Source organism: Clostridia bacterium (genome assembly GCA_035561135.1).
Taxonomy (GTDB): domain Bacteria; phylum Acidobacteriota; class Terriglobia; order Terriglobales; family Acidobacteriaceae; genus DATMYA01.
In genome coordinates this window covers 51,209-77,234 of record DATMYA010000057.1, presented here as the reverse complement: position 1 = coordinate 77,234, position 26,026 = coordinate 51,209, and the positions used below count along the sequence as shown (strand labels likewise).

21 protein-coding genes are annotated in these 26,026 nt (G+C 58.0%); 5 read left to right on the top strand and 16 right to left on the bottom strand.

The window, feature by feature from the left end:
- Positions 1 to 33: 33 nt before the first annotated feature.
- The 12 genes from VN622_13110 to VN622_13055 form a co-directional block, all read right to left on the bottom strand.
- Positions 34 to 7,041 carry a hypothetical protein gene (locus tag VN622_13110; GenBank protein HWR36802.1) on the bottom strand — a complete coding sequence of 2,336 codons (7,008 nt, stop codon included), beginning with the start codon at positions 7,039 to 7,041 and terminating at the stop codon, positions 34 to 36.
- A 401-nt stretch (positions 7,042 to 7,442) separates the two neighbouring features.
- Positions 7,443 to 8,612, bottom strand: a complete 1,170-nt coding sequence (gene moeB, locus VN622_13105) for a molybdopterin-synthase adenylyltransferase MoeB (GenBank protein ID HWR36801.1) — start codon at positions 8,610 to 8,612, stop codon at positions 7,443 to 7,445.
- Positions 8,613 to 8,669: 57 nt separating this feature from the next.
- Complete coding sequence (locus VN622_13100; GenBank protein ID HWR36800.1) at positions 8,670 to 8,966, bottom strand: MoaD/ThiS family protein; 297 nt, start codon at positions 8,964 to 8,966, stop codon at positions 8,670 to 8,672.
- Positions 8,963 to 10,078: an exo-alpha-sialidase gene (locus VN622_13095; protein ID HWR36799.1), complete on the bottom strand. Its 1,116-nt coding sequence runs from the start codon at positions 10,076 to 10,078 to the stop codon at positions 8,963 to 8,965. Before VN622_13095 ends, VN622_13100 begins: the two co-directional genes overlap by 4 nt.
- Positions 10,079 to 10,156: 78 nt before the next feature.
- Positions 10,157 to 10,567 (bottom strand): VOC family protein, encoded by a 411-nt coding sequence (locus VN622_13090; GenBank protein HWR36798.1) that lies wholly within the window; start codon positions 10,565 to 10,567, stop codon positions 10,157 to 10,159.
- Between the two features lie 89 nt (positions 10,568 to 10,656).
- Complete coding sequence (locus VN622_13085) at positions 10,657 to 11,082, bottom strand: YciI family protein (GenBank protein HWR36797.1); 426 nt, start codon at positions 11,080 to 11,082, stop codon at positions 10,657 to 10,659.
- A gap of 295 nt (positions 11,083 to 11,377) precedes the next feature.
- The gene (locus VN622_13080; GenBank protein HWR36796.1) at positions 11,378 to 11,851 is read right to left on the bottom strand and encodes a VOC family protein; all 474 of its coding nucleotides are present in this window, start codon (positions 11,849 to 11,851) and stop codon (positions 11,378 to 11,380) included.
- Between the two features lie 62 nt (positions 11,852 to 11,913).
- Positions 11,914 to 12,351 carry an iron-sulfur cluster assembly protein gene (locus VN622_13075; GenBank protein HWR36795.1) on the bottom strand — a complete coding sequence of 146 codons (438 nt, stop codon included), beginning with the start codon at positions 12,349 to 12,351 and terminating at the stop codon, positions 11,914 to 11,916.
- Positions 12,352 to 13,770 (bottom strand): Fe-S cluster assembly protein SufD, encoded by a 1,419-nt coding sequence (sufD, locus tag VN622_13070; GenBank protein HWR36794.1) that lies wholly within the window; start codon positions 13,768 to 13,770, stop codon positions 12,352 to 12,354.
- A 15-nt stretch (positions 13,771 to 13,785) separates the two neighbouring features.
- Entirely contained in the window at positions 13,786 to 14,556 is a 771-nt protein-coding gene (gene sufC, locus VN622_13065) for a Fe-S cluster assembly ATPase SufC (GenBank protein ID HWR36793.1), read from the bottom strand.
- A 42-nt stretch (positions 14,557 to 14,598) separates the two neighbouring features.
- The gene (sufB, locus tag VN622_13060; protein ID HWR36792.1) at positions 14,599 to 16,056 is read right to left on the bottom strand and encodes a Fe-S cluster assembly protein SufB; all 1,458 of its coding nucleotides are present in this window, start codon (positions 16,054 to 16,056) and stop codon (positions 14,599 to 14,601) included.
- The gene (locus tag VN622_13055; GenBank protein HWR36791.1) at positions 16,053 to 16,535 is read right to left on the bottom strand and encodes an SUF system Fe-S cluster assembly regulator; all 483 of its coding nucleotides are present in this window, start codon (positions 16,533 to 16,535) and stop codon (positions 16,053 to 16,055) included. The genes sufB and VN622_13055 overlap by 4 nt, the downstream gene beginning before the upstream one ends.
- 142 nt (positions 16,536 to 16,677) lie before the next feature.
- Here VN622_13055 and VN622_13050 point away from each other — a divergent pair, with 142 nt between their 5' ends.
- Both VN622_13050 and VN622_13045 read left to right on the top strand, forming a co-directional pair.
- Positions 16,678 to 17,577, top strand: coding sequence for a sulfurtransferase (locus VN622_13050; protein HWR36790.1), 900 nt, complete (start codon positions 16,678 to 16,680; stop codon positions 17,575 to 17,577).
- Complete coding sequence (locus VN622_13045; GenBank protein ID HWR36789.1) at positions 17,561 to 18,028, top strand: SufE family protein; 468 nt, start codon at positions 17,561 to 17,563, stop codon at positions 18,026 to 18,028. The genes VN622_13050 and VN622_13045 overlap by 17 nt, the downstream gene beginning before the upstream one ends.
- A 76-nt stretch (positions 18,029 to 18,104) precedes the next feature.
- On the opposite strand, the gene VN622_13040 is transcribed toward VN622_13045, so the two are convergent.
- Positions 18,105 to 18,521: a hypothetical protein gene (locus VN622_13040; GenBank protein HWR36788.1), complete on the bottom strand. Its 417-nt coding sequence runs from the start codon at positions 18,519 to 18,521 to the stop codon at positions 18,105 to 18,107.
- A gap of 365 nt (positions 18,522 to 18,886) precedes the next feature.
- On the opposite strand from VN622_13040, the gene VN622_13035 reads away from it, so the two are divergent.
- From VN622_13035 to VN622_13025, 3 genes are read left to right on the top strand one after another with little or no spacing between them, the layout of a single operon-like run.
- The gene (locus VN622_13035; protein HWR36787.1) at positions 18,887 to 20,557 is read left to right on the top strand and encodes a HAMP domain-containing sensor histidine kinase; all 1,671 of its coding nucleotides are present in this window, start codon (positions 18,887 to 18,889) and stop codon (positions 20,555 to 20,557) included.
- Entirely contained in the window at positions 20,554 to 21,279 is a 726-nt protein-coding gene (locus VN622_13030; GenBank protein ID HWR36786.1) for a response regulator transcription factor, read from the top strand. The genes VN622_13035 and VN622_13030 overlap by 4 nt, the downstream gene beginning before the upstream one ends.
- A gap of 45 nt (positions 21,280 to 21,324) precedes the next feature.
- Positions 21,325 to 22,203 (top strand): PP2C family protein-serine/threonine phosphatase, encoded by an 879-nt coding sequence (locus VN622_13025; GenBank protein ID HWR36785.1) that lies wholly within the window; start codon positions 21,325 to 21,327, stop codon positions 22,201 to 22,203.
- Between the two features lie 17 nt (positions 22,204 to 22,220).
- On the opposite strand, the gene VN622_13020 is transcribed toward VN622_13025, so the two are convergent.
- The 3 genes from VN622_13020 to VN622_13010 all read right to left on the bottom strand — a co-directional run bounded on the left by VN622_13020 (position 22,221) and on the right by VN622_13010 (position 25,970).
- Positions 22,221 to 22,592, bottom strand: a complete 372-nt coding sequence (locus VN622_13020) for a peptidoglycan recognition family protein (protein ID HWR36784.1) — start codon at positions 22,590 to 22,592, stop codon at positions 22,221 to 22,223.
- Positions 22,593 to 23,385: 793 nt separating this feature from the next.
- Positions 23,386 to 24,465 carry a methylated-DNA--[protein]-cysteine S-methyltransferase gene (locus VN622_13015; GenBank protein HWR36783.1) on the bottom strand — a complete coding sequence of 360 codons (1,080 nt, stop codon included), beginning with the start codon at positions 24,463 to 24,465 and terminating at the stop codon, positions 23,386 to 23,388.
- On the bottom strand, positions 24,462 to 25,970 hold the full coding sequence (locus VN622_13010) for a pyridoxal-dependent decarboxylase (GenBank protein HWR36782.1): 1,509 nt from the start codon (positions 25,968 to 25,970) through the stop codon (positions 24,462 to 24,464). The genes VN622_13015 and VN622_13010 overlap by 4 nt, the downstream gene beginning before the upstream one ends.
- Between the last annotated feature and the right edge of the window lie 56 nt (positions 25,971 to 26,026).

The following is a 26,026-nucleotide window of genomic DNA, read 5'->3' as shown; positions in this document are numbered from 1 at the left end:
CCGGAATGCTCCGGAGGGTCTATTTGTTTACGGTTACTGAACTGTGATGTTCATAGTGGCTGAGCCTTGGGCGGGTGCCGATGCAGCCGTGACACTTAAGGTGTAGCTGCCCGGCTCAGTGTGCGGGACACTCGGAGAACCGCAACCGAACATGACGGTGAGCAGCAGCAATCCGATGATTGTAAGGAACGGAATGCGGCGGCTGCGTTTCGATTTGCCACCCGCAAATGGTGCGGCAAAGACGATCATCGGAAACGCGATCGCGAAGCCGTACATCATTCTTGTTCCAAGGCTCGCGCTCAGCGTGTGAGCAGAGAACGGCCCCGTAGTAGACACCGTTAATGTAACCGTCGTTGGCGTGCCGCTGACGGTCGGACTTGCCGGTGAGAACACGCACGAACTCAGCGGTGGCAACCCGCTGCAGGCCAACGTCACTGGCGCGGTGAGATTGCCATTTGTCGTTAGGGTCAGAAGGAAGGTCGCGCTCTGGCCTGGCCGGACTGTCGCCGCCGTCGTGTTGCCGACAATTGTGATCGCCGGCGCTGCGACGGTCGTCGCATCCGTGGCCGTATTGTTCGACGTGTTCAACTCGCCGCCGCCCGAAACAGTTGCGGTGTTTGTGACCGACGCCACGGCGTTCGGAGCGACATCAACCTTGAGCGTGATTCCCGGGTAGCTAGACCCGCTTGCCAGCACGTCCGGCCGCGAGCAAGTCACGGTGGGGGCCACGGTACACGTCCACCCTGTTCCTACCGCACTAATAGCAGTGAGCCCAGCGGGAATTACATCGGTGACCGTCACGTTGCCCACTGTGGGCCCGGCACCAACGTTGTTGACGATGATGGTGTACGTCGCGCCTTTCTGCGTCTGGATGAAGTTACCGGAATGCGATTTCGTTATGTTGAGATCGGCCACCTGGTTAACGGTTGTCGTGTCGGACGCAGCGTTATTCGAAGTGTTCGCGTCTGAACCCCCGGAAATAGTGACGGAGTTCGTGAGGTTCGGAGCTGCGTTAGCGGCCACGTTGACGATGAGGTTGATCACCGGGTAAGTGGCGCCGGCGACGAGCGCGTCGGTACGCGTACAGGACAGGGAAGAAAGCGTGCAAGTCCATCCCGTACCGCTGATGGCGGTGGCCGTCAGGCCGGCCGGCAACGTGTCAATAACTGTCACGGCTCCGGAAGTATTCGCCTGCCCGGCATTCGTGACAATGATCGCATAGGCGTCAGCGGTATTGCCCTGGCGGAAGTTGCCGGAATGCGTTACCGCAACCGCGAGGTCAGGAGAGAGGACGGAAATGGCAGCAGTGGCCGCTCCGCCGTTTCCGCCGTTGGTCGAGGTGACGATGCCGGTGGTGTTGACCTGATTGCCGCCAGCAACACCGACAACGTCGATCGAGAACGTACAGACGCTACTGGGGGCAATCGTCGCACCAGCAAGATCCACAGCGGACGCTCCCGCGGTTGCGGTGATGGTTCCACCGCCGCAGGAGCCTGTCAGGTTATTCGGGTTCGCTACAACCAGACCGCTCGGCAATACGTCGGTGAATGCCACGCCCGTCAGCGCCGTCGTAGTGTTCGGGTTGGTGATGGCAAACGAGAGGCTGACGTTCGAGTTCAACTGAACGGTCGCTGCCCCGAACGCGTTCGCGATCTGGGGCGGCGCAAGGACGGCGATCAGGGCCGCGTTACTAGTCGCGCCCGGGCCGCTTTCGATCGACGTGACAATGCCTGTCATGTTCGCGTGAACACCGGAGGTGACGCCGGTAACGTTCAGACTGAGGGTGCAGGATGCCGCGGTCGCAAGCGTTCCGCCCGCAAATGTGACCGAGTTTGTGCCGGGAATTGCATTGATCGTACTGCCAGTGCAGCTACCGGCGAGTCCGCTCGGATTGGCAATGACGAGGCCGGCGGGCAGCGTGTTCACAAAACCGATACCGCTCAACTGGATAGCGGTGTTCGGGTTCGTAATGGTGTAAGCCAGTGAGGTTGAACCCTGGATCGGTACGGTTGCTGTGCCAAACGTGTTAACGACCGTCGGCGGCGTGGCGACTGAGAGGCTGGCCGTTGCCGCGTTGCCGGCGCCGCCGTTGGTAGACGTCACGGCGGAGGTTGTGGCGCTGTGACTCCCCGATGCAGCGCCGGTTACCGCGACCGCGAACTCGCAGACGCCGTTCGTCGGAACGGAGGCTCCCGTCAGCGCGATGCTCGAAGGTGCCGCCGTTGTCAGCGTCCCGCCGCACACCGGTGCGGTGCCGTTCGATACCGTGAGGCCGACCGGCAACGTGTAAGTGAAGCCCACGCCGCTCAGCGCGACAGTATTCGCCGCTGGACTGGTGATGGTGAGGGTCAGGCTGCTAATGCCATTCAAAGGAATGGCAGTTGGCTGGTAGACCGCGGCAATCGACGGCGGAGCTACGACGGTGATCGATGCCGACGCCGTACCGCCATTTCCGGCTTCCGTTGAGGTGACATTACCGGTCGTGTTGTTTTGAATGCCAGCCGCGATGCCAGTGACATTCACCGCGAAACTGCATGAGGCACTGGCCGCAACTGTCGCGCCCGAGAGGCTGATGGAGTTCGTCCCCTGATCTGCGGTTATCGTCCCTGCACCACAGGAGCCCGAAAGTCCATTCGGTGTCGAGATGACCAGGCCGGACGGAAGTGTGTTGGCAAAGGCGACGCCGTTGAGCGAGGTCGTCGTGTTCGGATTAGTGATGGTGAAGCTCAACGACGTCGAGCCGGTGAGCGGAATGCTCGCTGCGCCGAACGAGTTGACGATGGTGAGTGGCGCAACAACGGTCAGAGATGCGTTGGAGGTGTTGCCTGCACCGCCTTCGGTCGAGGTTACGGAAACGCTGTTGTTTGCCACGACGGCAGTCGAACCTGTGACGTTTACAGACACAGTGCAGGAGCTGTTCGAAGGAATAGTGCCGCCAACGAGCGAGAAGCTGGCCGCGCCAGCAACTGCCGTCGCTGTGCCGCCGCAGGTGTTATTCAAGCCGCTGGCCGGAGCCACGACCAGACCTACCAAGTTGTCGGTGAAGCCAATCCCAGTCAGCGGAATCGGATTCGCCGCGGGATTTGTGATCGTCAGCGTAAGCGAGGTCGAGGCATTGATCGGAATAGTTGCAGCGCCGAATGCGCTGGCGACGATGGCCGGTGCCGCCACCGTGATGCTGGCCGTTGCCGTGTTTCCGGTGCCGCCATTGGTGGAAGTGACGGACGTTGTGTTCGTCACTAGCCCTGATGCGATGCCCTTGACATTGAGAGTGACACTGCACGCTCCGCCGGTCACCACGTTCGCTCCGCTCAGGGAGACTGTTCCGGAACCGTCGACTGCGGTTGCAGTACCGCCGCAGGTGCTGCTCAGGGCGCTGGGCGTGCCCACCACAATGCCTGCAGGCAGCGTGTCAGTGAATGCCACTCCGGTCAGTCCTACTGTGTTTGCCGCCGGATTGGTGATGGTCAGAGTTAGGGACGTCGTGCTATTCAGCGCAACGCTTGCCGCGCCGAAGGCCTTCGCAATCGATGGCGGCGCAACAACGGTCATGCTGGCGGACGCTGTCCCTCCTGTGCCGCCGTCAATTGAGGTCACTGCACCCGTGGTGTTGTTCTGGAGTCCCCCGGCTAAACCAGTCACACTAACCGAGAACGTACAGGAGGCGTTTGCCGCGAGTGTTGCCCCAGACAGGCTGAAGTTCGACTCGCCTGCGACAGCCGAGATCGTTCCGCCGCCGCACGTGCCGGAGACGGTGTTCAATGACGCGAGCACCAGTCCTGCTGGCAGCGTATTCGCGAATCCGACTCCAGTCAGCGAAACCCCGGGATTTGCATTGTTGATCGTGAATGACAACGAGGTCGATGACCCGACTGGCATGCTCGCGGTGCCGAAGGTGGTGATCATCGTAGGCGGTGCCACCACTGTTATCGATGTGCTAGCCGTGCCACCTGCGCCCGTTGTCGTCGAAGAGATCGCTGTGGAGAAGTTTTTCAATCCCGCCGTTGTACCAGTCACATTGATGGAGAACGCACACGATGCGCCGTTCGTAGCCAGAGTGCCACCGGTCATGCTTATCGTGGAACTGCTCGGGATTGCCGTGATGACTTCACCATTACATGATCCCGTCACGCCGTTCGGAGTCGAAACGACAAGTCCTGCGGGCAGCGTCGCGCTGAACGAAAGGCCGTTGGCGGCAGTGGCTGTGTCGCCATTCGTAATCGTGAATGCCAGAGCGGCAGAACTGTTCAGCGGAGTTGTGGCCCTGTCGAACACAACATTGAGAGACGGCGGACTCAAAATGGTAATGCTCGCGCTCGCCATGTTGCCTGCGCCGTAGAGCGTGGACGTAACCGGACCGGATATTTGCGTCTTAATACCCGAGGTCGCAGCAACGACGTCGAGTTCGACATTGCAGTTCGAGTTCGCGGCGTTTGTGCCCCCGGAAAGGCTGATCGAATTTGTTCCTGGCGTTGCCGTTACGACGCCACCGCAGGTATTCGACAATCCGTTTGGACTGGCAACCACCATAGACGACAGTATGTTCGTAAACGAAACATTTGGGTCAGCGAGCGGATTGGGGTTGGCAATCGTGAACCTGAGCTTTACCGGGATATTCACGGGGGCCGTAGGTGCAGCGAAGCTGGCGCTGATAACGGGCGGAACCGGCGTAAAGAAGTTTGCCGTGACGCTTTCCGGAGCGTTCACCGTAATCGTGGTTGAGGCGGCATTCGCGTTCGCAACCGTCGCCCCGGTCCAGTTCAGGAACATACGGTTCGCTGCCGGCGTCGCCTGTAGCGCAACCACGCTGCCGTGGTCATGGTAGTTGGTGCCGGGCGCGGGCGTGATATTGCCATCCGCGACGGCTGACACCGCAGTGGTCAGCTGATGTTGAGCGGTAAATTGTGCCTGGTACAGCGGCGTTGGATTCGCGCAGCCTGGTGCTGTAATTGGGAGGGACGGATTCGTATGGGTTGCGCCGCTAGGCAACAACCAGCTACTAAAGATGTATCGCGTAGGGTCACCGTCACCCTGAGGCGAAGCCGTTACGATAGTGTGAGGCGTGCCGGAAATCCACTGGAAAGTCCCGCCGCCCGGCGTGCCATCAACGTTGAAGCTGAGACCTGGCTGGTTTGAGTTGACGGTGGTGGCGACCAGGTTATCGATTTTGCGCACACGCTGGTTCTGCGAGTCGGACACATACAGGTGACACCAGGAATCAAACGCAAGACCCAGCGCAGAACTGAATCGCGCGCTACTCACCGCGCCGCCATCACCGGCGAAAGCGTTGGTTCCCGCCAAACCGCCAATCACGCCGGTCGAGAAATGCTTAAGTGCGAAGTTGTCCATGTAGTCGACTCCGCCAAGGGGCGAGCCTGTAACGGGATAATTCGCGACAACGGACGCGCCGATATTCACCAACGTAGTGGATGGGCCGGACGGAACGACTTGGCTGAGCGTGACGCCCGTGCCCATGTCTGCCTGGCTTGCCCATAGATTGCCCAAGCTATCAACGGCGAGGCTCATGAGCGAGAGTCCGCTGGAGTAAACAGAAGTGCGGCCCGAGAAGTCCGCTAACTTAAAGCGATGAATCTGAGAATTCGCGATTACATATACGTAACCCTTTGTTGAATCGACAGCTATGTCGCGCAGATTCTGACCGTTGGATGCAACGGGGTGCGTGAGCGTGCCTGCGCTGTATTTGAAGATGCCGTTGCTGTCGGTCGCAATGTAGATATTGCCAGTCGTGTCATTGGCGATATTGAAATTGCCAACGTGAACTCCGGCCGCGAGGCCAGAGTCGAGCTGCGCGCCGGTGATGACCGTGCTCATCTTGCCGTCGTTGCTGACCCTGCGAATCGCGCGATTTGCCTGGTCGGCGATGTACATGTTGCCGGTGCCGTCGAACGCTACCTTCTGGATGTTGTTACTGACAGTCGCCGAGGTTGCGGGCCCTCCGTCGCCCAGGTAGTTGGGATTACCGGGAGTGGGTACCGTATTGATGTTGCCGCCGACCGGGAACCACCGCATGATCTGCGGGCTGCCGCCGCCAAAAAAGACACTTGGGCCGGCACTGCTGACTGCCAGACCGTACACGTTGTAATTGCCTATGCCGGCGTTGATAGCCGGGGAGCCATCTCCGGTAACGGTATTCGTCCCGTTGCCGGCCATGAGTTCCAGACTGCCAGCGCCGTTGTGGTCGAATCGACCGATACGGTTGTCCAGTTGGCTATTGAAGTAGATGAAGTTGCCTGCGACCGCCAGCACCGGTGAGTAGTCCAGGTTTACCGCCGTTGGCGCTACGGCGCTGCCATTCCAGCAGGTCATACAGAAAGCTGAGTCTTGTCCTGCGAGCTTGGTAATTGCGCCCGCAACGCCGTTCGTATTTACGATCTTGACGATGACGCCCGAGTTGTTTCCGAACCCGGCAAAGATGACGGCATCATTGGACGCGTCAACCCGAACCGTGTAAGCCCACCAGGTTGACGCCGTGTACCACTTGCTGACAGCGGCGCCGCTAATCTTGTAGATATCCGAGCCGTCCGCGACGAAGATGTTGCCGTTGGAGTCTATTGTCAGCGACTGGGGGTTGAAGCCGGTAGCCACCGTCGTAATGATGCCCGTCGCCAGATTGACTTTCCGGACTCGACCGTTCGCTGGGTCTCCGCAGGCATCGGCTATGTAAAGGTTGGCTTCGGCGGCATCCAACGCAACGTCGCATGGTGCTTTCAGTCTTGCGGAAGTCCCAGGGCCGCCGTCACCGGCAATGCCGCTGACGCCGGTGCCTGCGATGACCGTGAATCCAGGGCTCACCGTCGCCGCACCAGTTACCTTCATAACCCGACTGGCCACGCCATCCGCAATGTAGAGATCCCCTGTACCGTTGGCGACAGCGCCGTTGAAGCGCTGCAAGCCCGCTCCCGGACCACTTCCCGCGACCGTATTGATGTCGCCGTACTGAGCAAAACAGGTTAGAGAAGCTAACAAAACGACAAGGACACAAGCGCACACGCGCGCGGTAATACGGTCGCTGGATCTCATTGGTTTGAATTGGCTCCGAACGTTAGAAACGCTTGAAAGAGGCCCCTGTAATTACTGCTGTTGGGAAGCGGTCGGCTGCGCGGGAATCGTACTCTCTCCAGAGTAGATGGTCAACTACTTACCTAAATAACTCAAGGCATGACTGCCATTTGCGGAAACAAAGTTGAGGCATTCCCAACCTGGAACTGCGGAGTATTTCACTGCGTGCTCAAGCGGAACGTGATCGAGTGGAGCGAGGATTCACAAGTGCGAGGATTGGAGCAATATGGGGTGGCTATTCGTAAGACTGCTGACAAAGCCAGTTCAGAACACGCGTAGTGGTGAGCGTAGCGCTTTTTTGTTTTGGGCGCGTAGTCGAACCACCTTGCGTCTTCGTCGCACAGGGTCTTCGTAGAAAGGGCTTAATACCTGGGGATTTTGCCGTCAACCTTGTCGGCCCAGCCAATGATGCCGCCCGCTAGACTTGTGACTTTTAGAAATCCCGCTTTGCGAAGGAACTCGACGGCTTTAGCGCTGCGAACGCCGCCTTTACAATGCGCGACGATTTCCCGGCCGGGATCCAACTCGTGCACACGTTGAGCGAGGTCGCCGAGAGGGATGAGATGCCCGTGCAGGTTGCATATCTTATATTCATGCGGGTCGCGAACATCGAGCACAAAGATGTCTTCACCCGCATCGAGCCTGCGCTTCAGTTCTTCCGGTTGTATCTCCGGCACCGCGGCGGCGCTGGACATCTCTTCACCACGAACTCCGCAGAACTGGTCATAGTCGATCAATTCCCTGACCGACGGATTCAGGCCGCACACCGGGCATTCGGGATCCTTGCGCAGTTTCACCTCGCGGAAACGCATTGTCAGTGCGTCCACGAGCAGGAGCCGGCTAATCAATGACTCGCCAGAGCCAAGGATTAGTTTGATAACTTCGGTCGCCTGAATGACTCCGAGAAGGCCCGGCAAAACACCCAGCACTCCTCCCTCTGCGCAGGACGGCACCATTCCCGGCGGTGGCGGCTCGGGATACAGGCACCGGTAACAGGGTCCGCTCTCCGCCGCGAAAACGCTGGCCTGGCCCTCGAACCGGAAAATGGATGCATACACGTTGGGCTTTCCACTCAGCACGCAGGCGTCGTTCACCAGGTAGCGCGTGGCAAAGTTGTCGGTGCCATCGGCGATGATGTCGAACTCGCGGAACATATCGAGTGCGTTTTTGCTTGAGAGCTTGGCGTCGAAGCGGCGGACATTAACGAACGGATTGATCGCTTCGATCTTTTCCGCAGCTGACTCGACTTTCGAGCGCCCTACATCGCTGGTCGTGTGAATGATTTGCCGCTGAAGGTTGGTGTAGTCCACTACATCAAAATCCACCACTCCGAGCGTGCCGACGCCGGCGGCGGCCAGATACAGAGCAACAGGCGAGCCAAGGCCTCCGGCCCCGACGCACAGAACACGTGCCGCCTTGAGCCGCTGTTGCCCATCCAACGCGACCTCCGGCATGATCAAATGCCGCGAATAACGCAGTATCTCTTCATTTGTGAGATTGACTGGCTTCGCAGTATCAGTTGACGCAGGCATCCTTCACCTCCGAAATCTCGCCATCTTTACTCGCACCGACCAGCAAAGTGCTAGCTCCTAGCCGCCAGCGATGGCGCCCACGACTAGAAAAGGCTCAGCCCCGGCTGCAACGGCCTCGGGGAGCGGGGTGTCCGGTGGTTCGTGGGAGAGGTCCTGCTCGCAAGCGAAAAACCTCACAAACGGTCTTCGCTTTTGCGTGACGTGATCACGTATCGTCCCACGCAGCACCGGGTAAAGTGTCTCGAGTGCGTCGAGAATCGAAGACTGCGTGGCCAGTCCCTCGACTTCGAGTTTCACCTCGCCGTCGGCGCGCGCCAGCGTTCGCAAGTGTGCCGGAAGTACGACTCGAATCATGGCAGCGTCTGCACCTCTACGGAAAGCACGGCCGGAAGGTCTCTGACGATCGGGGCCCAGGTATCTCCGGCGTCGGCCGATGCGTACACCTGTCCCCCTGTGGTGCCGAAATACACGCCACACGAATCGAGCGAGTCGACAGCCATCGCGTCGCGCAACACGTTCACGTAACAGTCGCTTTGCGGCAGGCCTTTCGTGAGTGCCTCCCACTCATTGCCGCCTGTCCGGCTACGATAGACGCGCAGTTTGCCATCGGGCGGAAAGTGCTCCGAGTCGCTCTTGATCGGAACGACGTAGATGGTATCTGGTTCGTGCGCGTGAACGTCGATAACAAACCCGAAATCGGACGGCAAGTTGCCGCTCACCTCTTGCCACGAATCGCCGGAGTTGTCGCTGCGCATGACATCCCAATGCTTCTGCATGAATAACACGCCCGAACGCGATGGGTGCATGGCGATGCGATGAACACAGTGTCCCACGTCTGCATTTGGATCGGGTATGTGCTGGGACGTCAGCCCGCGGTTAATCGGTTGCCAGGTCTTGCCGGCATCGTCGGTGCGGAACGCACCCGCCGCCGAGATAGCGATGAAGATACGCTGGGGATTGCTCGGATCCAGAAGGACCGTGTGCAGACACATTCCCCCCGCACCCGGTTGCCAACGCGGCCCTGAACCGTGGCCGCGCAGTCCAGAGAGCTCCTGCCACGTCTGCCCGCCGTCGGTCGAGCGAAACAGGGCGGCGTCTTCGACTCCCGCGTAGACCGTTTCCGGTTCGGTGAGCGAGGGTTCAAGATGCCACACCCGCTTGAACTCCCAAGGATGCGCCGTGCCGTCGTACCACTGGTGAGTGCCGGGAACGCCATCGTAAACGAACTGATTCCCCACCGCGTCCCACGTCTTGCCACCGTCATTGGAGCGCTGGATAACTTGTCCGAACCATTCGCTGGATTGGGACGCATAGATCCGGTTCGGGTCAACCGGTGATCCCTTGACGTGGTAAATCTCCCAGCCCGCAAAGTGGGGACCGCTGATGTCCCACCGTTCACGTTTCCCGTCTGACGTGAGTACGAAGGCTCCTTTGCGCGTGCCAACCAGTACCCGTACCTTGCTCATAGTCGCTCCTTCTCGCCAGTTCGTTATGGGTGGCCGAGCAGCCGGAGGAAGCCGAGTGAGGCATCCCCCAACCATGACTCAGGATGGTTGTTCGCAGTTGATCATCCATGGTGTGCCGAATCGGTCGACAACCATACCAAAGCGGAGCGCCCAGAAAGTCTTCTGGAGCGGCATTTGCACCTTGCCGTTTTCCGCAAGTGCCTGAAATATGCGCTCTGCTTCTGCGAGTTCCTTAATGCCGAGCGCTATGGAGAACCCTTGTGGCTGTTGATAGCGGTCCGGCGGAGCGTCGGAAGCCATCAACACCCTGTCGCCAATGGTCATGCGCGCATGAAGAATCTTCTTGTGCCAGTCCGGTGGAACGTGTTCTGCCGCGGGCGATCCCCCGTGGGTCATCATCGCCTCGATCTTGCCGCCAAGACACTGCTCGTAAAACTTGAACGCTGCCTCGCACTCGCCGTTGAAAGTCAGATAAGCATCCAATTCCATCATGTACTCCTTTCGGCTCATCGTTCAGAAATCCGTTGACTGCAAGTTACTGGTTACACCTGTTCCCACGGTCAATGCCGCGAGAGTCATTACTTCCTGTTCTCCAAGCGTGCGCGCAGTTGCGCCTCCTGCTGCTTGAGCTCAGGCGTAAACTCCGGACCGAAGTTCTCCATCTCGAACACCTGGCGAATCTCGATCTCCGCCTCTTCTCCGGTCGGATTTGGGCAGCGCTTGACCCACTCGATCGCCTCTTCTTTGGACTTCACCTGCCACAACCAGAATCCGGCAATCAACTCCTTGGTCTCGGCAAAGGGACCGTCAATCACCGTCCTCTTCTCTCCCGAGAACTTGACGCGAGCGCCCTTCGAACTCGGTTGGAGCCCTTCGCCCGCGAGCATCACCCCGGCCTTCACCAATTCTTCATTGAACTTCCCCATCGCAGTCAACAACTGCTCGCTCGGCATCACACCCGCCTCGGTGTCTTTATTGGCTTTGATCAGCACCATGAAGCGCACTTTCGATCTCCTTATTCTGCCGGGCCAGACCGGTTTGGGGCGGCGCCTGACTACGCATGTCGGTTATGCACGGCTGAGTTACGGTTTTGAGTTTTCACAGGCGCGACGGGGGTCACCAGCTAGTCGAACGAGTAGATGCAGAATCAACAGGCGAGATGATTTATTTCTTTGACACTCGCCTCGTTGAAGCGGAGACGCAGGTCTCACGCGTCCACCCAATATCCGGGATTTTCGCGGCGGTCTCGATGGGCCTCGTCAGAACTCTTCGAGCGGCGGCGGTTCACCGATCCTCTGGTTACGCAGCCGGCATCATCTTCTTCATCCGCTCTTGCAATTCCTGCGGCGACACATCTTCTATGTGAGTTGCGATTCCCCAGAGGTGTCCGAATGGATCCTGGATAAAACCGGAGCGATCTCCGTAGAACTGGTCCTGAACCGGCTTCAGAATCTTCGCACCCGCAGCGGCGGCGCGCTCGACTACGTTGTCAACATCCGGGATGTACAAATACAAGCTCACCGGGCTTGCGCCGAGGCTTGCGGCACTGGTGTAACCCGGCCCCATGTTGGGATTTTCGTCGGCCAACATGATGTGTGAGTTGCCGATCTTCAGCTCGGCGTGGCCGACTTTGCCGTCAGGCTGGTCCATGCGGAAGATCTCGGAAGCACCAAATACTTCTTTGTAGTAGTCGATGGCTTGGGCAGCGCCCTTGACGACCAGGTAAGGCGTGATGGTGTTGTACCCTTCGGGAATATGCGAGACCTTTTTCATGACTTTTTCTCCTTCAGAATTCAGCCCTGTTTTCAGAGTGCAGCCGTGTCCGAATTGAGGTGTTATAGACCGAGTTGTAGCTTCGCCGCTTCCGACATCAAACCTATGTGCCATGGCGGATCGAACACGATATTGACCTGAACATCCTTCACATCCGGCAGTTGTGAGATCTTGCTCTCGGCGGTGGCTTTCAGCACGTTAGCCATGCTGCAGCCTGGGGCCGTCAGGGACATGTCCACCTCGATCCGGTTTCCAGCTTGTTCGAGCGGCACGATTTTTAATGAGTAGATCAGGCCAAGGTCAACGATGTTGACCGGAATTTCCGGATCGTAGATGGTCTTCAGTTCGTCCCAGATCATCTGCTCATCGAGCGGGCCTTCTCTTTGCTTCTGCTGCGTGGTCATCCTCGGCGCCTCTTGATGATCATCCGGAGCCTGGATTCGAAGTAACTTGCTGCCATCATGCGATTCCATGTTGCTGCTCCAAGTTGTCTTCAGCACTCATCCAACTTCATTCCATCGCAACGCGGGTTGCTCCTCGCCGGATTGCGTCGAGGCACCAGGCACATGAACGACCCGGAACAGGGCAGCATCGATCAAAGCCGCGACATGGCTGCGCGCGGAAGCGTTGCCCATGCGCTCCAGGCACTCACTGGCAAAGGCGAGCAGCAGGAGTTTCCGCGCTGAAGCCTCGTCGATACCACGAGAACGCAGATAGAAGAGCGCATCCTGTTCGATTTGGCCAATGGTCGCGCCGTGAGTACACTTCACGTCGTCGGCGTAGATCTCCAGTTGTGGTTTGGTGTCAATCTGCGCATCGTCGGAAAGCAGCAGGTTGCGGTTGGTCTGCTTGGCGTCGGTCTTTTGCGCCGCTTTGTGTACGATGATGCGGCCGTGGAAAACGCCGTGCGACTGGCCATCAAGGATTCCGTTGTAGAACTGCCTGCTACTGCTGTGCGGACTCTTATGTTCTACGAGCATGTAGTTGTCGAGATGCTGGCGGCCATTTCCGGCGAACAGGCCATTGATCAGGCATTCGCTTCCTTCTCCCGCCAATACTGCATGAACGTTATTACGCACAAGTCCACCGCCCAGCAAGATTGAGTGCGAAGCAACGTTCGCGCTTCTTGACTGCTCGATCCGAAGAGTTGAGATATTGAACGCCTGTTCGCTTTCGGACTCAATTGTGTAGTGCGAGATGGTTGCGTTTTCTCCCGCGACAAGCTCGGTGGCCGTATTGCAAAACGTTGTGCTGCCAGAGAGTGAAACGCCATCGACTGAAACGCCATAAAGCGAAACATACTCTTCCACGATCGTGGCCTGGCTGCCTTCCTCGGCTATTACGAGATTCCGTGGAAAGCTGACGCTGGGCGTGTCGGCGCTCGTCGAGAGATACAGCATGCAGATGGGGGCCTCTACGACAACGCCACGAGGGACTCGAACATACGCGCCATCTTCCGCGAAGGCCGTGTTCAAGGCACAAAACGCGTCCCGCCGAATGTCTAGATAAGAACCCAAATGAGCCGCGACCGACTCAGGCTTGCTCGCGATCTGAGCGGCTAAGCCACTCACTTCTATCCCTTGCGGATCAGTCGGTAGTGACGATAACTCCCGCGCCCATCGTCCATCTACGAACACGAGCTGGCAGGCAGCTCCGGCGACCTGATATTTTTCGATCTGTGCGCGCGACAGCAACTCGTGGCCATTCCGTATCAACTGGAATGGAGTTTGTGCCAGGCGCGAGACGTTGGTGAACCGCCAGTCCTCATCATGAGTTGTCGGAAAGCCAACTTCAAAAAAGCGTGCAAAGGCGTCCTGCCGGAGCTTTCGCAGCCATGGCAGATCGTGACCAGCGGCACGCTGCTCGAAATTACTGAAGGACGCTAGATAGCTGTCCAATTGTTGTGGCGCTGCAATCAAGTGCTGCCTCCCCCATTATGCGGGCATCGCCGGGCGCGTGTCGGGCTCGGGGCGGCCATAGCCCGTTTCTTCCAACTCAAGCGCCAACTCCGGACCGCCCGAACGGACGATTCGTCCATCCACCAGGACATGCACAAAGTCGGGAACGACATAGTTCAGCAGGCGCTGGTAGTGCGTAACCAGAATCATCCCTCGATCCGGGCTTCGCATTGCATTCACTCCCTTGGCGACAATTCTCAAAGCGTCTATGTCGAGACCTGAATCCGTCTCGTCGAGGATTGCGAGCCTTGGTTCGAGAATCGCCATTTGGAGGATTTCGTTCCGTTTCTTCTCGCCGCCTGAAAACCCTTCGTTCACCGAGCGATTCGCGAGTTGTTCATCCATCTCCAGCAGCTTCAGCTTTCCCCTGAAGAACGGAAGAAATTCAATCGCATTCATTTCTGGGATGCCGTGGCACTTGCGAATGGCGTTCAACGCAGAACGCATGAAATATGCATTGCCAATTCCCGGGATCTCGAGCGGATATTGAAAGGCCATAAAGACACCTTCGCAGGCGGCTTCTTCAGGCTTCATCGCGAGCAGATCTCTACCCTCGAACAACACCTGCCCTTCCGTAACCTCATAGTTTTCGCGGCGAGCCAGCACCTGTGCGAGCGTGCTCTTGCCCGAGCCGTTCGGTCCCATGATGGAATGCACTTCGCCGGCTCCGACCTTTAGGTCGATGCCTTTCAGGATTTCATGCCCAGCGGCCCTGACATGGAGATTGCGAATTTCCAACAAGCTCATTTGTGATTCCTTGAAAAACCAATTCTTTGTAGTGCTCGATTTCTACCCAACGCTGCCTTCCAGGCTGACGCTCAACAACTTCTGTGCCTCTACTGCAAATTCCATAGGCAGTTCGCGAAAGACGCGCTTGCAGAAGCCGCTTACGATCATCGAAACGGCGTCCTCAGCTTTGAGGCCGCGCTGGCGCAGATAGAAGAGTTGATCTTCGCCAATCTTGGATGTGGAAGCTTCGTGCTCCATTCGAGCGGATGCGTTCCTGACCTCTATATAGGGAAAGGTATGCGCGCCGCACTTGTCGCCGATCAGGAGCGAATCGCACTGCGTGTAGTTGCGAGCCCCTGTCGCTCCCTTCAATATCTTGACTCCCCCTCGATACGTATTCTGACCGTGTCCAGCGGAGATTCCCTTGGACACAATCGTGCTGCGCGTGTTCTTACCGAGGTGGATCATCTTTGTTCCTGTGTCAGCCTGTTGATAGTTGTTGGTGAGAGCCACGGAGTAGAACTCACCTACTGAGTTGTCGCCCTGGAGAATGCAACTCGGGTACTTCCACGTGATCGCCGAACCGGTCTCCACCTGCGTCCAGGAGATTTTGGAATTAGCTCCCAGGCACTTGCCGCGCTTCGTTACGAAGTTGTAGATTCCGCCCCGCCCTTCTTTGTCGCCGGGATACCAGTTCTGCACGGTGGAGTACTTGATCTGCGCGTTGTCGAGCGCTACCAGTTCGACCACGGCCGCGTGCAGCTGGTTCTGGTCGCGAATGGGAGCCGTGCAGCCCTCGAGATAGCTCACCTGCGAATCGTCATCGGCGACGATCAGCGTGCGCTCAAACTGTCCCGTCTCAGCGGCGTTGATGCGGAAATAGGTGGAGAGCTCCATCGGGCAATGAACGCCTTGGGGCACGTAGACAAAAGAGCCGTCCGTGAACACGGCCGCATTGAGTGCCGCGAAGAAGTTATCCGTATGCGGAACCACCGAGCCAAGATACTTCTGCACTAGCTCAGGGTGGTTCTGCACTGCCTCGGAAAACGAGCAGAAAATGATTCCCAGCTCTGCCAGCTTTTCCTTGAAAGTTGTCGCCACAGAGACGCTGTCAAATACGGCATCGACGGCCACACCCGCCAGCATCTTCTGCTCCGAAAGCGGAATACCTAGCTTTTCGTATGTGCGCAGGATCTCCGGGTCCAATTGCTCCAGACTCTCCAACGCTGGCTTCGTTTTCGGCGCCGAGTAGTACACGATCTCCTGGTAGTCGATTGGCGGATATTTGATGTTGGCCCACTTGGGCTCGGCCTGCGCCTTCTGGAGCGAGGCCCAGTGGCTAAACGCCTTCAGCCGCCACTGCAACATGAAATCGGGCTCCCGCTTCTTGGTTGAGATGAGGCGAATAATGTCCTCATTCAGTCCTCGCGGGACCCTCTCCTCATCGATCTCGGTGATGAAGCCCCACTTATACTCGCGCTCCGCAAGCTCTCGAATATTGTCAAGTTCTGTGCTCATTGCACCTTCTCAGACGACCGAGTGATCGTCGACACATAGTTACCGTGTCCATCTTTGATGGCTGTCAATTGCAGTGGCCGCGCCAGATCGGAAAGCGTGACCCTCTCCAGCGTCTCTCGTATGGCTTGACTGATGACCCGCTGATTCGCCTTCGTCGGACAGCTATGCTCAAGGTCGCATAGACCTGAGATATCCGTGCTGCACTCGGTCAGCGCGATCTCGCCTTCCAGAGCGGAAATGACTTCGGCGACCGAAATGTCGGCCGGTCGCCTCGCAAGGCTGTAACCGCCCTTGATGCCCCGATGCGATATCAGCAGCCCACTATTCAGTAGTGTCTTCAGGAGCTTGCTCGCGGTTGGTATTGGCAGCCGCGACTCAGCCGCCAGGTCGCGCGCCGTGCGCAGCGAACCATTGCGGTCGCGAGCTATTACCGTCAAAAGGACTAACCCGTAGTCCGTGAGCTTGGATAATCGGATCATCTTGTCGCCTTCTTTCGAAGCTCGAGCCACTGGTCAATATAGTACCAATCTGGTACACTTTTATTGTACGTCGCATGGCCAGTCTTCGCAATAGTTGGCAGGAATTCTGTCATTCCACAAAAGCAATTCGTAGGAGGCAGAGATGAGCAAGAAAATCGAAGAGCGCGGTTACATCACTCCCGACGTCCTGGTATCGACCGACTGGGTAGAGGATCACTTGAACGACCCGACGGTCCGCATTGCGGAGTCCAACGAAGACCCGCTGCTATACGCCTCCAATCACATTCCCGGCGCGGTGGAGATCGACTGGACTCGCGACCTCAACGATCCGATCCGGCGCGATTACCTCAACCGGCAACAGTTCGAGGCGCTGATGCGCCGCAGCGGGGCTACGCCCGAAACCACCATTGTTGTCTATGGCGACAAAAACAACTGGTGGGCAACATACGCTTTTTGGGTGCTGCAACTATTCGGACACACGCGGGCCAAGGTTATGGATGGCGGCAGGCTGAAATGGATTAAGGAGAATCGTCCAGTCTCACGCGAAGTTCCCCGATATCTGGCGACCCAATACCAGGCTCCCGAGCGCGACGACACTCGTTTCCGGGCCTTTCGCGATCAAGTACTCGAACACCTTAGAAAGAAGCAGCCGTTGGTAGATGTTCGCAGTCCTGAAGAATTTACGGGCGAGCGGCTGCACATGCCCGAGTATCCAAACGAAGGGGCTCTGCGCGCCGGCCACATTCCAGGGGCTTTCAGCATCCCGTGGGGGCGTGCCGTCAACCAGGAAGATGGCACCATCAAGGACGCTCTCGAGTTGCGGAATATCTACCTGGACGAAAACAAGCTGCTCCCCGAGGACGATGTGATTGCTTACTGCCGAATTGGCGAGCGGAGCAGCCACACCTGGTTTGTTCTCCATTATCTACTCGGTTTTCGGAATGTGCGAAACTATGACGGCAGCTGGACAGAGTGGGGGAACCTCGTCCAGGTTCCAATCGAGAATCCGAGCGCAGAGGCACGGCATGAAGCAGCTGCCTGAACGATTCGAGACCCTGCTCGACGCGCTGGAGAGTCTGGACCGTACCGACCGAATGCAGATGCTGGTCGACATCGCGGGACAGTTCCGGCGCGTGCCCGCCTCCATCGCAGAGCGGCCATATCCTGTCGAGCGCCGCGTCCCCGGATGCGAGTCGGAGGCGTATGTTTGGGCGCGCCCGGGCAGCGGCGGAACACTCGATTACTATTTTGCGGTGGAGAATCCGCAGGGAATTTCGGCTATGGCGCTTGCCTCGATACTGGGTGATTCACTTTCCGGAATTCCGCCCGAGGAGATCGTGACCATACCGGCTGACGTGGTGTACCGCATCTTCGGCCGTGAGCTCTCGATGGGTAAGTCCCTGGGATTAATGGGAATGGTGAACATGGTGCGTGCCATCGCTCATCAGCACTTGCGCGCTCGGGAAGCTACGCGCCAACAGTCTCAGACATAAATACGCTGGACATTGGTGCACGTCGGAAGGCGAACACACACACTTCGACGCAAAGCATACTTGGCTGTGTAGCTGACTAAGCCACGTTCTTACGCTCGCTGCGAGTGACGGAAGTAAAGCTCGGTGAGCGTAGGCCGTGGATTTTGTATGCTTCGTTCAGCGTATGTACGACGTGCAGCCCGTTGTGGACTTCGCTTCTGCTGATCTGAAACATTCGCGCCAAGCCGTAATCCAGATCGCGCGGAGCTACGATGACCCGAATCTGAGCACCCTGAAACAGACGAGGATTCTTCGCCATGCGGCGAACAGTTTCCGAAGACACTGCGAGTACGGTAACCGGTGACAGATCCAGTATCCCGCCACAAACCTTTTCAGACGCCAGGAATTCCCGGACGGAGTTATACAAATCCGAAGCACCCTGATCAGTAAGTTCACCATCAACCGTGACGCGAAGGATCTTATTGCTTGAGTCGAATTCCAGCAGGTAACCCATGTTCGCTACTCCAACGAAGAATGCCTTAACACGAACAACAATGCTTCAGGGGTTTGTAAGTCGCTTCTGTTTTCGTTTGCAATGTGGACTGCATTTCCGCCCCCTCCACCACGTTACAAGCTAGCCTCGTATTCTGACTCATACCTTTCCTATCCGAGGTCGGACATTTATCTAACTATCTAACGCTATCTAACGCTATCACCAATTCCGTTCGGAGGATTGCCGTCGAAGTTCCTACAGCGGTCCACAGCGGGCCAAGCGAAGTTCACAACTTTTTACAAATTGTTGCTTCACCCTGACACATCGCCCGCCCACTCAGATCATCTTAGGCATCAATAGTTGGCGAGTTCGCGAAGGGGGCTTCGATGAAAAAGCCGAAGAAGCAACGCTGGACGGAACGAACTCGCATACTCACCCTGATGCTCGCCGTCATGCTTCCCGCGACTGCGCTCATTGCCGTCAGCGTGATTCACCTGCGATCCATTCAACGAGACCGTACGGTTGAAGCCGCCATTCAGCGCGACTATCAGCAGGTACTCGCCATTGCCGACAAGCGCATCGTCGACCGCGCATACGAGATGGCGGAGGATGCCCGCAAGGATTTTCCCGACGTGGATAACGCTCAGGACCTCGATCAGTTCCTTGCTTCCCACAGCGATATCACGCACGCCTTCATCTACGACCAGGACAAAGGGATCGAGTTCCAATCACAGCCGGAACAAATGCACAGTCCTCAGTTCCAGGCTGAAAGCAACAAACTCGGCAACATGTTCGGCAAGTGGTTCGAGATGGAGGGCAAGGATTTCGTCGCGAAGTTGAAGAAGATGGAACTGAAAGACGGCCGCAAAGTTTATCTGACGGATAACTGGGTGCAGCACGGTGACAAATGGGAATACCAGTCGCTCGTCTTGTTCCAACCGCGTGGTGCGGAAGGTCGTGTCGCGCTCGCCGGCATTTTGTATGACACCGCCTTCCTGACCAACACCTTCTTCCCGCAAGCGCTCAACGCCGTCATGCCCTGCCCGACGGAAAGCGATCCGAATCATCCGCAGACGGCGATCATCATCCGAACCGCCAAGGATCAGAGTCTTATGGCAGCATCCACCGGGTGGGACGGTGGCACGCCGGAATTGGAACGTCCCTTTGAGTCTGGATTTCCCGGTCTCGTTCTCGGCATCAAGCTTCGCGGCACCACCATTGCCGACATGAGTCATCGCTTTCTGCGCACGAACTTCATCATCCTCGGCGCGCTCTCGCTTCTGCTCGGTGGAGGCATCCTCCTCACCTATCGCAACGTGACTCGCGAAGTTGCGCTCGCGAAGCTCAAGTCGGACTTCGTCTCCAACGTTTCCCACGAACTCCGCACTCCACTCTCTCTCATTCGTTTGTATGCAGAGACGCTGGAACTTGGCCGTCTGCCAAATGCCGAAAAGCAGCACGAGTACTACCAGATCATTCGCAAGGAGAGCGAGCGCCTGACTGCGCTCATCAACAACATCCTCGACTTCTCACGCATTGAGGCTGGCAGGAAGGAATACGAGTTCCGGGAGACAGACCTCGCTGATCTCGTGCGCAGCACGCTCGAGTCTTACCGCTTCCAAATCGAGCAGAATGGATTTCAGCTTGAGCAGAAGATCGATGACAACCTGCCGCAACTGCAAGTAGACCGCGAAGCGATTGCCCGCTCGCTAGTCAACCTCGTCAACAACGCGGTTAAATACTCCTCCGAGGACAAGTTCCTGAGCGTGAGCCTCTATCGCTCGAATGGCTCCGTCAAGCTTGAGGTCTCCGATCACGGCATCGGCATCCCTCCGTGTGAGCAGCACAAGATTTTCGACAAGTTCTACCGCGTCGGCGACCCGCTCGTCCACAACACGAAGGGGAGCGGCCTCGGCCTTTCGCTCGTGCGCCATATCGTGCACGCTCACGGCGGATACATTTTCGTGGACAGCGTACCGGGACGCGGCAGCAAGTTCATCATCAGTTTGCCTGTGCAACCCTCCATGCAGCGAGAAGCGAAGGGAGCAACCGCATGAGAGCAGCAGAGAAGCAAGTGCAGCCAGTTGAGGTACAGAAGCCTGCCACAATCCTCGTCGTGGAAGACGAACCTAACATGGTCACCGGCCTTCGAGACAATTTCGAGTTCGAGGGCTACCACGTACTTACGGCCATGGACGGCGTGGAAGGTCTCCGCTGCGCACTCGACGAGTCGCCTGACCTGGTAGTGCTCGACGTGATGATGCCGAAGATGAGCGGGCTTGAGGTTTGCAAGCAGCTACGCGCCAAGCGCCCGTCTATCCCCATCATCATGCTCACTGCCCGCGGCCAGGAAGTGGACAAAGTCGTTGGCCTCGAGCTTGGCGCCGATGACTACGTCACCAAGCCGTTCTCCATTCGCGAACTGCTTGCCCGTGTCAAAGCCGTGCTCCGGCGGACGCAAACACTTCCTAAAGATCAGGAGCAGTACACGTTCGGCGACGCTGAGGTGGATCTCCGGCATTGCCGCGTCTCTCGATCAGGGAGGCCGCTCGACGTCTCGTCAAAGGAATTCGAGCTGCTTAAATACTTCATCTGCCACTCCGGCGAGACGCTGAGCCGCGATCGCCTACTCGAAGAAGTCTGGGGATACGACAACTATCCCACTACCCGCACCGTGGACACGCATCTCGTGCGTCTGCGGCAGAAATTGGAACCTGATCCGGAGCAACCGCGATACTTCCTCACCGTCCATGGTGTTGGATACCGGTTCGTCGGTTAGAACATTCATAACGCAGTGCCACACGGCCATGTAGCAGGAGCAGTCATGCGGAGAAATCATCGCCTTCATCGTTCCGCAAGCTCGCAGTTTCAGAGCATCTTGGGTCAGCAACTTCCAGTCCCCTTGCCGGACATCCCGATCGACAGTGACGCAGCCTCTCTGCGTCGCGAAAAGCTCGAATTCCACGCGCAGCTATTCGAGGCTGCGCAAGTTCAGAGAAAACTCAGCGGCCCTCGTTCGCTGCGCCGTCGCGATTTGCAGATCGCAACAGAGGTATTTGCGGCCCGGTATCTTTCGGGCGACTTCGTCAGCTTGTCCGAGCATGAGGGAAGAGTGTTCGCCGCCATCGGCGACATCGCCGGCAAGGGATTAGCGGCCGGGATGTGGTTCACAAACCTGGTCGGCCTGCTTCAGCGCTATTCGAGCGATAATCGTGGGCCTTCCGCAGTCGCCGCCGAAATCAACCGGCACCTCTGCTGTCTCCGTCCTGGCGCGCCGTTCGTCACGATGTTCCTTGCCCAGGTAGATTGCGAACGCAGTGAACTGACGTACTGCACGGCGGGCCATTTTCCTCCGGTGCTTCTCCGCGCCAGCGGCAGCACCGAACTGCTGGACACTGGCGGCCCATTACTTGGCGCACTCGTCGATGCCGAGTTCCAGTCTGGCTGGAAGACGCTCGAACCTGGCGACAGCTTGCTGGCTTACTCCGACGGTGTGCTCGAATGCAACAACTGCACCGATGAAGAGTTCGGGCTGGAACGTCTGCTGGCCGAGGCGCGGCGCGCATCACGCCACTCGGCGCATGCCACGCTGCTCACGCTGCTGGCTGCCGTGCAGGACTTCGCGAATGGCCAACCACTCTGCGACGATGTCAGCTTGATGGTCATCCAGCGCGACCCAAACTTTGCCAGCGGGGCCGCATAGGTTCTGAGCCGGAGTTCTCACTTCAGACCACGCACAAACGCGTCGAACGGAAACCGATCGCCCGGACACTGTGTATTGGAAACATCGCTGTGCCGGATCACATGATCCAATGTCATAAGGCGGCGACAGACGACTGCGAGTGCTCGCATCTGCTGCGGCGTTGGCGCCTGCGCCCCTCGTTCTCCGTGAGGATTATCCTTGCTGCTGAAATCGCCTATCAGTGAGATTCCAAGATATGAGTTGTATCTGCGCGCGTGGGCACCGGCGCACCTATCCGGTCTGCCGGTTTCGACCTTTCCATCAGGAAGGATGAGGTAGTGGTAAGCCACGTGGTAGACATGTCCGAAGCAGACGATCGAGAAGCCTCTTTCCGTGTGAAATTTATTCACCTCCTGTTCATCTTCGGGAAGTTTTTCTGTCGGCCGGTATCACTCCGGAGTGGTGGATGATAATGCCGGTCGGCGCAATGGTATTGAAGAACGACGTGACGGAATTCAGGAAACCTTGTGTATCTGAGGCCGAGCCTTCGCTGACGCGAACCTCCGGCCCTTGTTTCTGCTCTGTCACAATCTCCGATCCTCCTTCATCGCGGGTAATCGTGCCGGTTGCCTTGGCGCCGGCCAGCGCGTCTTTTCTGCGCAGGTAAACGAATGCATCCTCCTTCGATGCAGGCGCACAATACGTGCTGACAGTTCATTATCGTGACGGCGACGGCGTGCCGCAGGATAGCGATGAAACTTTGAAGTGGCTGAGACAAGCGGCCGAGCACGGGGAGACGAATGCCCAACACGAGCTCGGAGTAACGCTCGTTGCTCGAAACGATACCGTCGGTGCGTATCCGTGGCTAGTGCTGGCTGATGCCGCAGGCAATCGACAAAGTCAGGAGACGCTGACGGCTATCACTCCTACGCTGAATCGGTCGGACGTTGCTGAAATTCGTTTCGAACTGGGTGCCATATGTATTCGTCCGGAGTTGGCGTCCCGCGAGACGATGTCTCGGCTTACACATGGTTCGCATTGGCGAAGGAAGCAGGCGACCGGCGGGCGGGAGAGCAGATGGCTATCTTGGAACAGAGCATGGCGAGCAACGAGATATCAGAAGCCAGGAAGCAGGCTTCCTCCTGGCTGGAAAGCCATCGACGCTGAGCGGCTACAGTTCTCACCCTAACGGCAAGTCGCGGCCTACTCCTCCTCAGTCGCAACGCCGCCCTGCTCAAGAGCAAGCAATCGCTTCTTGCGGTCTCTGCCCCAACGATAGCCGCCCGCTTTTCCATCCTTTGGCACCACGCGATGACATGGGATGACGACCGCTATGGGATTGGACGCGCAGGCGTTTGCAACCGCTCGCGCACCGTTTGGCTGGTCGATCGCTGCCGCGATTTCCGCGTAGCTTCGAGTTTCCCCGCGTGGGATCTTCTGTAGCTGACGCCATACACGCTGCTGGAATGCGGTTCCCCGGATGTCGAGCGGCAACGACTTGCTTGGCTTTTCGCCGTCGATCAAGCGATTGAGCATGTCCGCCCAGTGCGCAAGCGCCTTGTCATCCCGAACGAACTGCGCATTCGGGTATTCGCGCCTCGCGGCTGCTTCCGGCATTTCGCCGTCAACGAACTGAACGCTACATACGCCGGCGGAGCTGGCGATCACGAGTACTTCCCCCACCGCGCTGTTGAAGGTTTTGAAGCGCAGCGGCTCACCGGGTGCGCCCGCGCCATATCTTCGCGGCGGCATGCCCAGGCGCATGCGAGCGGTTTCGTACACCCTGCTGGACGAACTGAATCCGGCATCGATGAACGCGTTCGTCACGGAGCCTCCTTTAAGCCCGCTTTTGAATTTTGTAAAGCGGTACGCTTCCTGGTACTCGCGCGGGGACACACCGACCTGTTGCGAGAATAACCGTTGCAGATGGAAGGGACTCAACTCCGCGAACCTCCCCAGTGCCGCAAGCGTGACCTTCTCGTCAACATGCGCTTCCAGATAGCGGCAAACACTTTCGACAACTGCCACGGTTCGTTCCGCGTCCTTCGGACGGCATCGCAGACACGCCCGCAGGCCAGCGCGTTCGGCCTCAGCGGGACTCGAGAAGAAGCGCGTGTTTGCGCGATTAGGCCGGCGAGCTGGACACGAAGGCCGACAATAAATGCCTGTCGTCGTTACGCCGAAAACGAACGCGCCATCGAATTCCCGGGCTCTGTTCAACACGGCCGTCCAGCGACGCTCGTCCGATTGCGGCGGCGACGTTCTTGCCCTGCTGGTGTTCATGCAAAGCCTCCCTTTCCGGCAGTCAGCGCGGCGCTGACACGATCGCCGATGCTTCGAACCGCCGAGATGAGTTCATCGAAGTCGGACTGTTCGCTGCGGTGGTTCACGATGGCACATCGCAGTGCCAGCTTGCCGTCCAGCATCGTGCTCGAAACAACCGCAACACCCGTCTCCTGAAGTTGCAGCATGATCTCGCGATTGATGCTGTCCAGAATGCCGGCATCCAGCGCAGCAGCCGCGTACCGGAAGCAAACGATGTTCAGCGAAATCGGCGTGAGCAGTTGCAGATTTTCTGATTCTCTGACGAGGTGGCCAACATAGTTTGCCTGCTCCACGTTGCGCTCGATGTAGGCCGCAAACGTCTCCACGCCGTAGGCCTTGAGACACATCCACACTTTCAGGGCCTTGAAGCCGCGAGTCAGTTCGATTCCGCGATCCGCAAATGGCAGTCCGCCGGCGATAATTCCCCGCTCATCTCCACCGAGGTAAGCCGGTGAAACTGCGAAAGTCCTCGCGTGAGCGACGGCGTCCTTCACCAGCACGCACCCGGACTCAAATGGCAGATACATCCACTTATGGAGATCGAAAGCGACGGAATCCGCGAGTTCCAATCCGGTAACTCGCTCACGCAGTTTGGGTGAAATGCTCGCCAGGGCACCGAACGCGCCGTCAACATGGAACCAGATGCCTCGCTGCTTCGCGATGCGCGCGAGAGCCGTCAGATTATCGATTGCGCCAGTGTTCACCGTTCCTGCATTGCCGATGATGCAGAACGGCTCAAAGCCATTCGCGACGTCGCGGTCCAGTTCCGCTTCAAGCTTGTCGAGGTCGATGCGGTACTCAGCGTCTGTCGGAATCCGACGTAGCGCGTTGCTGCCGATGCCGAGTAGCTCCATCGCTTTCTGTATGCAGGAGTGCGTCTCCTCTGAGCAATATGCCGTGAGTTGCCACGAGCCTGCACGGACTCCTTCGCGACGCACGTCCCAGTCGGCCTTTGCAGATCGCGCGACGGTGAGCGCAACGGTGTTCGCCATGCTCGCTCCGCTTGTCATCAGGCCGGAAGCCGTATCAGGGAAACCCATCATCGAACTGAGCCACCTGAGCACCTGCTCTTCAACCAGGCGCGGCGCCTGATCGAATCCCGCCATGTGCGGATTGATCCCTGCGGCAAGCATGTCCGCAATCATTGCCAGCGGAAGGCCGCTTCCCTGCACCCATCCCCAGAAGCGCGGGTGTGCATTTCCATTGCAATACGGACGCACCAGTTCATTGAATTGTTCGTAAGCTGCTTCGGGTGATTGCCCGTGCGCGGGCAGAGGCTCGTCGAGCCGACGGCGAACGTCCTGCGGCATCGGCCGCCATACGGGATGCGAGCGGGAAGTCTTTAGCCATTCCAGCATGTCCTCCAGGGCTCGGACTGCGAGATCGTGGAACTCACCCCAGTCCTGCGGCTCCAAGGAGTGAATGGCTTCCTCTAGGTTGTGTTTGTTTTGTCCGTTCGTCATGTGCCTAACTTACTGCGCCGGCACAAGAGATGCTATCCGAACCTTGCGGTCAAATT

Excerpts from the sequence above, each read along its gene's own strand:
- VN622_13110 (HWR36802.1), bottom strand. The coding sequence starts at position 7,041 with ATGAGATCCAGCGACCGTATTACCGCGCGCGTGTGCGCTTGTGTCCTT.
- moeB (HWR36801.1), bottom strand. The coding sequence starts at position 8,612 with ATGCCTGCGTCAACTGATACTGCGAAGCCAGTCAATCTCACAAATGAA.
- VN622_13100 (HWR36800.1), bottom strand. The coding sequence starts at position 8,966 with ATGATTCGAGTCGTACTTCCGGCACACTTGCGAACGCTGGCGCGCGCC.
- VN622_13095 (HWR36799.1), bottom strand. The coding sequence starts at position 10,078 with ATGAGCAAGGTACGGGTACTGGTTGGCACGCGCAAAGGAGCCTTCGTA.
- VN622_13090 (HWR36798.1), bottom strand. The coding sequence starts at position 10,567 with ATGGAATTGGATGCTTATCTGACTTTCAACGGCGAGTGCGAGGCAGCG.
- VN622_13080 (HWR36796.1), bottom strand. The coding sequence starts at position 11,851 with ATGAAAAAGGTCTCGCATATTCCCGAAGGGTACAACACCATCACGCCT.
- sufC (HWR36793.1), bottom strand. The coding sequence starts at position 14,556 with ATGAGCTTGTTGGAAATTCGCAATCTCCATGTCAGGGCCGCTGGGCAT.
- sufB (HWR36792.1), bottom strand. The coding sequence starts at position 16,056 with ATGAGCACAGAACTTGACAATATTCGAGAGCTTGCGGAGCGCGAGTAT.
- VN622_13055 (HWR36791.1), bottom strand. The coding sequence starts at position 16,535 with ATGATCCGATTATCCAAGCTCACGGACTACGGGTTAGTCCTTTTGACG.
- VN622_13050 (HWR36790.1), top strand. The coding sequence starts at position 16,678 with ATGAGCAAGAAAATCGAAGAGCGCGGTTACATCACTCCCGACGTCCTG.
- VN622_13045 (HWR36789.1), top strand. The coding sequence starts at position 17,561 with ATGAAGCAGCTGCCTGAACGATTCGAGACCCTGCTCGACGCGCTGGAG.
- VN622_13040 (HWR36788.1), bottom strand. The coding sequence starts at position 18,521 with ATGGGTTACCTGCTGGAATTCGACTCAAGCAATAAGATCCTTCGCGTC.
- VN622_13035 (HWR36787.1), top strand. The coding sequence starts at position 18,887 with ATGAAAAAGCCGAAGAAGCAACGCTGGACGGAACGAACTCGCATACTC.
- VN622_13030 (HWR36786.1), top strand. The coding sequence starts at position 20,554 with ATGAGAGCAGCAGAGAAGCAAGTGCAGCCAGTTGAGGTACAGAAGCCT.
- VN622_13025 (HWR36785.1), top strand. The coding sequence starts at position 21,325 with ATGCGGAGAAATCATCGCCTTCATCGTTCCGCAAGCTCGCAGTTTCAG.
- VN622_13015 (HWR36783.1), bottom strand. The coding sequence starts at position 24,465 with ATGAACACCAGCAGGGCAAGAACGTCGCCGCCGCAATCGGACGAGCGT.
- VN622_13010 (HWR36782.1), bottom strand. The coding sequence starts at position 25,970 with ATGACGAACGGACAAAACAAACACAACCTAGAGGAAGCCATTCACTCC.